General features: G+C 36.5%; 9 protein-coding genes and 5 pseudogenes. All 14 read right to left on the bottom strand.

Annotation, left to right across the window (positions count from 1 at the left end; all coding sequences use genetic code 11):
- Positions 1-9 precede the first annotated feature (9 nt).
- The 14 genes and pseudogenes from AC2JF7_RS06550 to AC2JF7_RS06615 all read right to left on the bottom strand — a co-directional run bounded on the left by AC2JF7_RS06550 (position 10) and on the right by AC2JF7_RS06615 (position 11,736).
- Positions 10-663, bottom strand: a complete 654-nt coding sequence (locus tag AC2JF7_RS06550) for a bifunctional 2-keto-4-hydroxyglutarate aldolase/2-keto-3-deoxy-6-phosphogluconate aldolase (RefSeq protein WP_500727892.1) — start codon at positions 661-663, stop codon at positions 10-12.
- Positions 664-733: 70 nt separating this feature from the next.
- Positions 734-1,000 carry a hypothetical protein gene (locus AC2JF7_RS06555; RefSeq protein ID WP_500727893.1) on the bottom strand — a complete coding sequence of 89 codons (267 nt, stop codon included), beginning with the start codon at positions 998-1,000 and terminating at the stop codon, positions 734-736.
- A 24-nt stretch (positions 1,001-1,024) separates the two neighbouring features.
- A pseudogene (locus AC2JF7_RS06560) lies at positions 1,025-2,319 on the bottom strand (PTS sugar transporter subunit IIC).
- A gap of 34 nt (positions 2,320-2,353) precedes the next feature.
- Positions 2,354-3,456 (bottom strand): annotated as a pseudogene (locus AC2JF7_RS06565) (DUF871 domain-containing protein).
- A 3-nt stretch (positions 3,457-3,459) separates the two neighbouring features.
- Complete coding sequence (gene dagF / locus AC2JF7_RS06570; RefSeq protein ID WP_500727894.1) at positions 3,460-4,200, bottom strand: 2-dehydro-3-deoxy-phosphogluconate aldolase; 741 nt, start codon at positions 4,198-4,200, stop codon at positions 3,460-3,462.
- Positions 4,201-5,297 (bottom strand): annotated as a pseudogene (locus tag AC2JF7_RS06575) (DgaE family pyridoxal phosphate-dependent ammonia lyase).
- Position 5,298: 1 nt separating this feature from the next.
- A pseudogene (locus tag AC2JF7_RS06580) lies at positions 5,299-6,412 on the bottom strand (amidohydrolase/deacetylase family metallohydrolase).
- Between the two features lie 13 nt (positions 6,413-6,425).
- Positions 6,426-7,106, bottom strand: a complete 681-nt coding sequence (locus tag AC2JF7_RS06585; protein ID WP_500727895.1) for a DUF4310 family protein — start codon at positions 7,104-7,106, stop codon at positions 6,426-6,428.
- Between the two features lie 24 nt (positions 7,107-7,130).
- Positions 7,131-7,904, bottom strand: a complete 774-nt coding sequence (locus AC2JF7_RS06590; protein ID WP_500727896.1) for a DUF4311 domain-containing protein — start codon at positions 7,902-7,904, stop codon at positions 7,131-7,133.
- 2 nt (positions 7,905-7,906) lie between these two features.
- Positions 7,907-8,257, bottom strand: a complete 351-nt coding sequence (locus tag AC2JF7_RS06595) for a DUF4312 family protein (protein ID WP_500727897.1) — start codon at positions 8,255-8,257, stop codon at positions 7,907-7,909.
- Between the two features lie 8 nt (positions 8,258-8,265).
- The gene (locus tag AC2JF7_RS06600; RefSeq protein ID WP_500727898.1) at positions 8,266-8,628 is read right to left on the bottom strand and encodes an SFCGS family glycine-rich protein; all 363 of its coding nucleotides are present in this window, start codon (positions 8,626-8,628) and stop codon (positions 8,266-8,268) included.
- Between the two features lie 13 nt (positions 8,629-8,641).
- On the bottom strand, positions 8,642-8,992 hold the full coding sequence (locus AC2JF7_RS06605; RefSeq protein ID WP_500727899.1) for a PRD domain-containing protein: 351 nt from the start codon (positions 8,990-8,992) through the stop codon (positions 8,642-8,644).
- Positions 8,993-9,009: 17 nt separating this feature from the next.
- Positions 9,010-10,872: a BglG family transcription antiterminator gene (locus tag AC2JF7_RS06610; protein ID WP_500727900.1), complete on the bottom strand. Its 1,863-nt coding sequence runs from the start codon at positions 10,870-10,872 to the stop codon at positions 9,010-9,012.
- A 150-nt stretch (positions 10,873-11,022) separates the two neighbouring features.
- Positions 11,023-11,736 (bottom strand): annotated as a pseudogene (locus AC2JF7_RS06615) (coenzyme F420-0:L-glutamate ligase).
- Between the last annotated feature and the right edge of the window lie 60 nt (positions 11,737-11,796).

Below are 11,796 nucleotides of genomic sequence, written 5' to 3' on the forward strand. Positions count from 1 at the left end.
TATTCATTTTTATTTTTTAGCTATAGCGGCTATATATTTTTCATGAAACTGTTTTGCATTATCTTTTACAGCTTTGTAGTCATCATGATCTCCTGGACCAACCAAACTACCACCAACTCCTATTGCAAAAGCACCTTTACTAAGCCATTCATTCATATTTTGTAATGAAATTCCACCGGTAGGCATGATATTTACATTTGGAAATGGACCATTAATCTCATTAATAATACTTGGTCCAGATACCGAACTAGGAAACATTTTTATGACCTCTGCTCCATAAGTAAGGGCCTGTTGTATTTCCGTTGCTGTAAAACAGCCGGGAATGTATGGAATTTGGTACAGATTACAAAGCATTGCTGTTTCTTTATTAAATGATGGACTGACAATAAATTTTGTTCCAGCAACTATAGCCAGTCTTGCTGTAGTAGCATCAAGAATCGTACCAGCACCAATAACTATATTATCCTCTTTCAAATACTCTTTACTCAACTTCTCGATTGTCTTATCAGCATTGGGCGATGTGAATGCTACTTCTATTGCACTTAATTTTCCAGCAATACAAGCTTTAGCTATTAGGTATGAATTTTCTTCACTGTGGCCTCTGATTACAGCTATTACACCTGCTTTTTGAATTCTATTATATATTCTAGCTTTCACTACCATAATTTGCCTCTTAACTGTTTACAATATTTTATTTTTACTTAACTTTAGCCATAATGATTGCTGCTTTAATTTAGCTTTTTCCTTTTTCCATTTTTTCAAATACTAGCCGGTACTTCTCTGAAATAATTGAACCTTCAAAAATAGTAATAAATCCGACAATAATCCAGCTAAATTTAAACAAAATAGTTATTGCCAGTAGTACACCTATTACTATTATTCCAAGAAACAAGATCTTTCCCGGACTTGTTTGGTTTAAAAACTGAGTAATTTTATTTGATTTTTTTACAAATATTTGACACATAATAAAACATACAACTAATAAAAACAGCTCATTCATGTGACACCTTTCTGGCCATAATTGCTATGCTTTTTCAGCTATCTGTTCCTTCTCAAGCTGTTGTTTTTCAAAAACTTTAAAAAATGGATAATATATCAGCAAGTAAACAACGAAGTTTAGCACGGAAAGCACCATAGCTTCCCAGCTCCAATTAGTACTCATGAAGGCTGCAATCGGTCCAGGAAGTGTAAATGGCAATCTCGCCATCATCATTGGAACAATGTGAGTAATTGTGGCAAAATAAGAAATTGTTGCAGTTACAAGTGGGCCTAAAATAAAGGGAATCCCTAAAATTGGATTTAAAACGATGGGTGCCCCAAAAATGATGGGTTCATTAATATTAAACAAACCCGGTAAAAAAGATAACTTGCCTAGGTCCTTTAAATATTTAGACTTTGAAAACATGAACAAAACCACTAAAGCTAAAGTGCCAACTGCTCCACCTATCCAAATAAACCATTGTAAAAATTGCTCAGTAAAGATAGTCGGCAAGTTTGTAGCAGCGACACCAGCATGAAACTGACTCATGTTATGCGCAATTGACATTTCCCAGAAAGGCCTGATTACTGGATCCATAATCGCTGCACCATGGATGCCCAAAGTCCAAAAACCACATATCAAGAAGACCGTAGTTAGACCTCCAGCTAAACTATTACCTACCAAGAAACTCTTTAATGGCATTAAGATATTAGAAATAAAAGTAGCAATATTAAAGTTTAAAATATCTCTCACTACCCAGAATAATATTAAAATAATTGCTGCCGGAAATAAGGCTACAAACGAATTTGAAACCTCCGGCGGCACACCATCAGGCATTTTTATTGTGATATTCTTTTTTTGTAAAAAATGGTAAATTTCGACTGAAATCAGTCCAGTAGCAATCGCTGCAAAAAGTGAAGAGGCACTCAAATTACCAATATTCAAGTAATGCCCTGCAGCAATAACGCCTTTGACGTCCTCATTAACCTTGACTGGTTGAACTGTAGCAATTAAAAAGGCCATCACACCCAAGATTCCGCTAGACAGAGTATCATCTTATAACTTTCTGCTAGTGCTGAAGCAATCCCAAAAGCTGCATATAGAGACAAGATACCAACCGTAAAGCGAAAAGGAATATCCAATATTGCTTGATACGGTAGCAAAAAATCTGCAACCGCCGGAATAGGCATATTGCTTAAAATAGTAAAGAATGACCCTACAATCGTTAGGGGTAATGTAGCTATAATCCCTTTTCGTATTGCTGCCATATGTCTTTGCTGACCGAACTTATTAGCTACAGGTAAGACCTTAGCCTCCAAAAAATTAACAAAAGTATCCATATTTTTCACCTCATAGTTTAGACATTACTTCCTTTTAAATAACAAATTTAAATTTTGACCAAGGTTTAATTTGAGAGAGCAAAATCAACTCCTTAGCATTAATATGACCTACCAGATTTTTACGTTGATCTCGCTGGGGCTCTAAAATTACCTGTAATTCATTTTGGTATTTACCAAATTTTTCATTAACAACTACTACATCACCACGTTGAAACTCAAGCTCATTATCATGACTTGGGTTTGAAAGGTTTTGATACTTTTTTCTGACTTCGGTTGATCTAATCACCTGATCTGTAATATCTCCGCGGCGTACATGCTGGTTAGTTAAAACGATCTCCTGTTCAACTTTATTGCTATTTGCCGTAAATTCAATTGTGAACTCAAGCTGATAACGATCAATCTGACCCAAAGTCTGCAATTCCTCATCACTCGCATATGCGTTACCAATAATGACATCATCAATCAAACCTGTAGCAAACATTTTTTTGGCTTGTATAGTCAGTGGCAAATCACGATCTTCTTCTAAGGTAGGCAGACCGTCATTGACATTCCATGGTCCTATTGTTCCAGATTGAGAGCTGATAAACTCAGCCGTACGCAAATTATTGCGTTTAAACCGTTCTGTGCACTTTATAAAGAATTGATAGGGTAGCCCAGTACCCTTTTGTGGATAAAAATTATGACAACCATATAGAAACGGTTTATTTGCCTGGTAAGATAAAATGTTATCTAGATATGCAACGTCGTTGCTCATATTCAATTCAATGACTAAATTTTGGGCGTTATAACTAAGTAAAGCTTCTTTTTTTCCATCAAAGCCATCATCTAGCCTTAATCCATCCACTCCAAGTTTGGCAAAAAGGATAAGTCATCGTAAGAAATCCCTAATTGTTTAAAAATTGCCGGTGAAACGTCTAAAATAACCTCATAATTAAGTTTTTTAGCCAGTCCAACCAGTTCTTGATATCTTTGAACCACTGCTTCCTTATTCTCAGAGATCTCCAGCATACTCATGAAAATCCGCAAAAAGCCATACTTACTTGCCTTGCGTATATATAGTTTGTCTTCATCAAAGTCACTATGATCAGGATAAATCGATATTCCTAACCTTCGTTTGAATGCTATATCTGTAACCATCTTTTAATCCAATTTGCTTTTAACTATTTCAAACAACTTAGCGACATCATTAGGTCTAGTCATACCAGTCTGCTTATCAATAATAGATGAATATATATGCGGCAAGATTTTCTTAACTCCCGCACTTAAAGCAATATCTAAAATCGCAGCAAAATTTTCTAAGTCAATTCCGCCAGTTGGCTCTAAACTGAAATCATTATCTGCACAAGCCTTAGCAATATATTCATATTCGGCCTTATGAGCCAGACCTTTCATTGGGAAAAATTTAAACGAACTTCCGCCCATGTCCTTTAAAAGTGCAATTGCAGTAACGACTGGAATTTCTGCACTCATCTCTTTAGAGCTGAGTGGCCCAGTAGCAATGTTGACATAACCTACTTTCCCCGTTGGCGAAACCAAACCATTGATAATTGTTTCTTTTTGACCTAACAGAGCTCGAGAGTAGCCAACACCAGTAAATACTTGATTTACGTGTTGCGGTTGGATAACCTTCGAAACTTCACTCACCATTTGGCTTTGATTAGGATCACCGGCTCCCAGCCCTACAGATATAGCATTATTTACTGCTGCTTGATATTTCTTCAAGTCTGTAATACAGCTATTGTTATCAGGATAATTTTTAGTCAATACGCCGCAGACCACATGACCTTGTGCTGCTTTATAAATGTCTTTAGAGTTTTCCACGGATCCCGCTAGTACATTTAGTGCAACTCTTTCTTTATAATAATTCGGTACTAATTCCATTTACTTCATAATCTCCTTTAGTCTTTTTACAATTTGCTTCATTTCGTTAGAATCGATTGCTCTGATATCAAACTCAATTATGCCTTCATTGGCACGATATTCCCGCGTATAAATTGCAGGATTGTGCTCCTTCAACGCTTCAATTAATTCCGCTGCATCCTTAGGCGCATCTGGCAGAACTTTTACTTCTGCTCGATAAATTGCTCGGCCAGCTTGATCTTGGAGCTCCTTAACTTTAATTCCTCGAATTTCTGCTAAATCTTGAATAAATGGCATTAATCGCTTACGCATATGACTGCCCTCTTCTGGACCATTATCAAGATATTCTTCAATGGCTCCGACTAGCCCTAAAATATTGTCTTTACCAATTTTCATTGCTCGGCCAATTCCTGCGCCCTGCATTCTAATCCAGTTAATATACTAGCCTTGCCAAAGACCAAGCCTGATGCTGGTCCCTCAATCGCTTTAGCACCACTATAGAGAATAAGATCTACACCTAAAGCAAGATACTTTTTTAAATCTTCCTCAGCAGCAGCATCTAAAATTAGTGGCAAACCGTGTTTATGGGCAACTTTTACAGCGTCTTCCACTGATAGCATGCTCTTTTTTACTGCATGGTGACTCTTAACGTAGAGAATAGCAACGGTATCCTCATCAATCATCATTTCAACGTGTTCTGATGAACACATATTAGCGTACCCAGCTTCAATTACTTTTCCGCCGCCTAAAGAGATCATTTCTTCCTCAGGAGTTCCATAGTCAACATTTTGCCCCTTAGGTATAACTACATTTCTAGTTTTAAATTTTTTAGAAAATGGATGATATACATGATATTTACTTCCTTGACCAATTAAAGCTGCTACTGTCAATGCAATACCAGCAGAAGCAGAATTAACGATAATTGCATCCTCTGCTCCAATTAGCTTAGCAATGTATTGTCCACTTTTCTTTACTAAGTCAGCCATTTCGAAAAAATGTGTATCACCAAATTTTTGCGCGTCAATTCCTGCAAGAGACGCCTTCGAAACTCCCAAAATAGTCATTTTTCCACTTGCATTAATAACATGCTTAAGATTTAGTTTTTGATAAAAGTCCATTTTATTCTCCAATTTTATAAACTTTACCCATAATAATACTCATTATTAGGGCAGAGTTTTTGATCAAATGTTCGCTCATTCTGATTTGAATCTGTTAACGTAATGCTAGTGTTTTTTCCCAAACTAAAAACAGTTAAATCGGCGTCATATCCAGGTTTCAATTTTCCTTTATTGACGAGATTGAAATTTTCAGCTGGTGCTTCTGTGACTTTCTTAATTACTTCAGCTAGTGGATAATACATCAAGAACTTATCCAAGGTCGTAGCAAGATTATAGACTGGACCATTAATACGGTTACGATGATAAATATCGGTACTGATTGATTGTGGAACTAGTCCTGCACTATTGGCAATATCAAAAGTATGAAAGTTAAAGCTATCAGTGCCATGACCGACATCGAACCTTACACCTTTTTGATAAGCATCCCAAACAAACTTTTTAATCTTGTCATTTTGATCTAAAATCCCATTTGGCTTTCCATTATAACCATGCGTCAAAATATCATTTTCATCCATTACAGATAAAATTTCAGTTAATTCGGGGGGATTAGCACCAACATGCACCATAATTGGAAAGTTGCCACCCAATTCTTTTTGAAATAGCTTTCCTCTCTTTAATGGTTCTATCCCATTATCAACAACTACAGAATGGCTTTCTCTTACTTTAATCCCCACAATAAAGTCTGGATAACTTTTGATGGCATCCATCAGCGGCTTTTCTTGAACCTTGTTGATGTCACCTAGTTCATTTTGGGCTAAGATACCAGTCTTACCTACATTAATCATTGCAAAAACATTAGTGACTTTTTTTCTCGTGATTTCATAAAAATCATCAATATTGTCAGCACCTGTTGATCCAGCATCTATCACTGTAGTTACACCAGACTTATAACCGTCTTCATCAGGATCATCATAGTATAGTGTTAACTTCTCATAGCAATGTACGTGATCATCAATCCAGCCAGCAGACACATATTTACCATTAAGATCAATGTTCTGCCGTGCTTTAATTCCTTCTAAGCGATGACCAACTGCAATAATCTTGTTACCTAGGATAGCCGCTTCAAGAGGCGTATCATCAACATCTTTTCCGTTTTTTAAATAAAGATCGATCATTTCAACTCACCTACTAGACCTTGATTGGAAAGAACAAGCCTGCAAGCATTGCGCCAATAATTGCGCCACCCGTAATTGGCTTTTTCCAGGCATAAAATAGAACCGCACCAATAATCGCACCCAGCCCAATAGGAATTGAGGCTTGCGTTGCAGAAATAATAATCAAGGGGCCTAAAAAGCGACCAGTATCATTACCTGCACCCATCATAATATCGGCACCAAAAGTTGAATTAGCCTTCTTCAGCGTGAAATGCCTAATAGCATAAATAATTGCGCCAATTAAGATGCCGATGAAGCCTCCCGTTAGCAATGCTAGAGGGAAATTCCTAATTGGTTCTTTAATATTCATGCTAAGCAAAATAGCTGGTACACCCAATCCGACACCAGTCAATATCGACCCGCCTAAGTCTAGAATGCCGTCAAGTGAGCCCTCAAGAACACGTGCAAATAAAAAGCTGGCACCAAATGCAGCTGCAGCACCATAAGAGCCTCCGGTCATTCCTGCCTTTAGCATTGCGACAAAGGCTACTTCATTAAACGCACCTGTGCCATAGTTAAAGTACATTGACGTACCGGCAAAAACACCAGCCGACATTAAACCAACAATGATAGGAAAACTCCAGTCAGCATACCAAAAGCTCTTTGTATTTTTTAAAGCTAACTCTTGTTCCTCTGTCGAGGTTTCATTATTCATTTTATTTCCTCCTTTTTATTAAAATTAGCCGCCTATGGCAGCATGAACTTGTTTTAGCCAGGTAGGAACATTCAGATTTAATTGCTTGAGCAAAGTCATATCGATGCCTCTGAAGAACGCACTAAGAACGAACAAAATAATTGTAGTGACCAAAATGATTTTTGTAATCTTGTTCCATCCGCTCTCGTCTACACCCTTGCCAACTAATATGCCTAAAACAACCCCTGGTACTGCATTGCCCATAATTAATTGCGCTAATCCGCCAAAGACTGTCCCAAAGATTCCCGAGCGTGTACCAGCATCAATTGCTGCTAGCCAAAAGATTACTGGCATGACCGTATTAATAAGCATAGTTGCTGCCGGAACTAAAACCTTAACCGCAGTAATCTGAAGCGATTGTGGCAAAGCCGAACTAGTTAAATTTAAAAAGGTCACTATTACAGCTCCTACAACAGCACCAGCAACGCCCATTTTTTTAGCATCATGCATTGCCTTGGGATCATGATTTTTAATCATCAGGATAGCAGCTGCCCAGTTGGGAATTACTCTGTGAGTGACATCTTGCGTAAAAGAACCTGCGGCAACAGTAGATGCCCAGGCATTGAAAAAGAACCCCAATCCAAAAGAAAAATGTGACATAGGATCTCCTTCACTAGCGTTCATTTCGCCCAATGTTCTAAAGGCTCCAAGAGCTTGAACAGTCGGTGCATTAAACATTCTGGCAGCCCCAACACCTACAGAAAAACCAACTAGTGTACCAATAATCAATGATTCAATTAGAATTATTAAAACTTGCATTCTTATACCCCCTTTATTACTTTATGTAGAAATTCATTATCATTCTTTTTAGTTTTTTTAAAGTCTAAGTCTGCAAGAGCAACATATTCTAAATATACGAGTGCTTTTATTCTGACTTTATAGGACTTACGTACTCTTGGAAAAAATAAAAACAAAAAATGTTCTTTTTCATCGATTTCTTCAGCTTTTTCTATTTCAAAGGTTTTTGGCTCTATTTTAAATACTAAATTTTGTTCTTCAGACAATACTTTGTTAGAAATCTTATTTACTGCATCAGCAAGCGCCCCTTTCTTATCCTTAGCATTGCCTTCTACTAAAACAGTCTTATCCTTTTCGAGAATGATATTGTCCATTTTTTCACCTAAAATTTACCAGGATATTTCTTATTAATTGCTTCAACTAATTTTTGCCCAAGCTCTTCCTTATCCATAAAACCAAATCCCAAAACCTTGTTACCATCATTAATAGCAGTTATTCCTTGTGTAATTGATCTCATACCATGTCTTTCTGGATAACCATATTTGTTATTAGCAATTAGAGCTCCTGCACCCCCACTGCCACAAAATGAGATTCCAAAATCTGCATTATTTTCATGCATTACATCACCCAGCTTCATGTCTGCACCTATACCAGGAACTAAAATAGCTTTAGCACCTGCTTTTTCGATACCATGCGCAACATTTTGTCCTTTACCCATTCTGTCTGCAACCACTACCGTTAACATATCTATACCTCCATTAATCTAAATGCATATTTTCAAAATGAATTGACAAAACATATTTTTCTGATTCCGAAAGCGAACCAACATTTTCAGTTATAAAATCTACAATCTTTTGAGCAATTTCAATTGATTGTTTGCTAACTTTGGCAAAAATCTTCTTATCAACAGATTCTAATTTGTCGCCTTTCTCAGCTCTATTTACCATTTCTGCCAAATGATTGCCAAGAATCTGAAGTTCAAGACCGCTTGGATGTAACCCTTGCTCATTGATTAGCGATGTTACATACCTCATCACTTTTTCCAAACTTTTTTTATATTTGCTTTTATCAAGATATTTATTAAATTCCTTATAAGGTACTACCTGCATTTAACTAATCATCTCCTTTATTTCATTAACGTATAACGCAGCATTGCAACAATCTCACTGATATTTATTTCTAACTTGATTTCACTAAAAATCTTTCGTAAATTTTCTATGTCTATGTTAGAAAATTTTCTTATTTGCCTATTAGTTGGCTTAATATTGTATTGTTTATTAAAGTAGATTCTCTCTGTTGCTAACTGAACATGAATCATAAAAGCTTTTTTATATTTTTTGCTTATTTGGTTATCAAGATAATCACTAACTTTAATGAAGGCTTCAATGCTGAGTGATAAAACTTTTTCAACGTTATTTATATAACGCTCATTCTTAACTGTTCTTCCAACACTAGTAACACCCAAAGATAAACTGGTAGTGGTTAAGCATGAAACCTTTTTTTGTATCGTCCTTAAATCTTTTTCATTTGGAATTGGATTAACCTGAGTAATTGGTATGTTACTAACTTTCTCTAGAGGGAAAATGCTAATAACAAGATCTGGTTTTAATTCTCTGATTTTAATACGGTAATTGATGACAGATGCAAAGCCAACACTCACAATGTCAGGAATACTACCCTGAATAACTTTTTCTAATAGCTTTGTAGCACATAATCCACTTGAACACACATACAGTATACGTACCTGTGGGTTCTTTCTTATGTCACTAATTGCAACTAAGAAATGAAGTGAAACTAAAGTTATAAATGTATCGCTGATAATAATTGGACTCTTAGAAATATATTTTTCTAGAGCTTGACCAACAGTTAAGAACAGAACATTAAATCTGTTCTTAACCTCTTCAGTAAATGGCGTATAATCGGTAAAATGCTGGTAATTGCTATTAAGTTCACTCATCAAGTGTTGAGTCAGTGAATCGCGCAGCTTAATATCATTAATTAGTGGCAAATCAAGCGCTTTAGACACATAAGCAATTACTTTCTTAACCACCTCATCAGTCTTAACTGTTTTTTCTAAAACATTCACGCCAAAAACAAAATATTTTTCTTCCTCAAGAGATGGCTTGAGGTGAAATGTTTTTATGACTGCCTGATAAATCTGAACATATATTTTTTGAGTTTTATTTAGTTTTCTTTCAACTATTCCAGCGTTTAGACCTCTTTGGCGCTTGTTTTCAAAAATAATGATAGCTAAGCGATTAATCATTGATTTAGCTACACTTAAGTCCAAACCAGAATTAAGCGATTCACTTAAATCTAACTTGTCAGCTAAAATCAATGAAACATAATTAATCAACTTGCTAACTTCTTTTGGCAAGTATGATTTAAAAACTGATCTAGTAGTTATTTTTGCAATCATATCTATTAAACTAGTCGCTCCGTAGGAATACTTATCTAATTGTTTTTGAAGAACATATTCCATCAATGCTCTGAGATGTATCTCACTGCCTTCCAAAGAATATCCATAGTAATTTTTACTGATTAGTTTTAAATTGAATTTTTTTGTTTCAACTTCAGCATTAGCCAAATCTGCTAAGAATGTATTAGTAGATACACCCAACATTTTTGTCAATTCTTTTCCCGTTAAATAGTTATCTGAAAAAACTAATTCGGTTAAAAGTCGCCATTTTCTCTGTGTTGGATTCAAATAGTGTGAAACAATGCTTTCCTCATTTTCAAATGATTGCAAATCATCAATCGCTTTTTTTCGATTAAAATCACTGGCAAAACTTATCCATACCCCTTTACCAGGCTTTGCATGATATTGACAACCAGGCTGCTTGTTTACCCAATCTGCTATTCTTTTCAGATCATTTCTAAGAGTCCTAACGGATACCTTATACCTATTAGACAGATCCTTTACTTTATGTACCTGTGGATTGTTTAGTAAACTGGTCGCAATATTAATTTGCCTAGAAATTAGAGTCATTTGCCTGCTCCTTTCTATACCTCAATTATATGAAAGCGGTATTATAAATAGAATTGCAATTTTATACAACACTACTAGTGCAAAAAACTGAATAAAAAAAGATTAGATTGGATACCAATCTAATCTTGACTTTATCGTAACCTCCTTTTACTATCTACCATTTACCACATCCCTGATTCCACTTTCAGATGACTTTTCATAGTCTAAACCATGAATGCAAGCCAAGGGTATGTTAACGCCGCGCTGGCCCATTACAAGGCCGGCACTAGCAGCAAGCAAGTCACAAAGCGTTTCGCTTGTCCCGGCTTCTTCATTTTCGCGTAAGCCGTTAAGACCGCTAAGACCAACTGCAACTTGGGTTGCGCCCTTCTTGTCAACTCGACCATCACTATCGGTAATAATCACGCCAACTTTTACGCCTAGTTCAGCAAGAACCGAAGAACGGATTGCTTGCGCCGATCGATCACAATCTTGCGGCAGGGTAATTGCAGTATTGCCCGCACCCTTGTCAACTCCGCCGCTGGTTAAGAATAGGCCGCTTGGCAGCCAAGCACCAAGATAATTGCCTGATATTTCAAGTGCGCTGCCATCCGGCGCCTCCGTTTGATCGATTATCACCTGGATCAACCTGGCATCCTTACGCGGAATTTGCGCATGGATTTTTTATGCCAAAGGAGATGGTGTCACATGATTGAGAGCAATCACATTGCCTTCAGCAAGTGAACAAATCTTGGAAGCAACGCAAAGGATATCGCCTTCAGCCACTGCCATATTTTCTTTCTTAATAGTCGCTACCAGCAATTGAGGCAGGTTGCAGGGACCAGTAATCTGGGGCAGGCCGTGTAGGCCAGCAATTTTAATCATATTCTTGCTCCTATATAGTATTTAATAAACAAATTATAAAAGTAAATTAATTATTTTACT

The organism is Lactobacillus sp. XV31L (assembly GCF_059900865.1).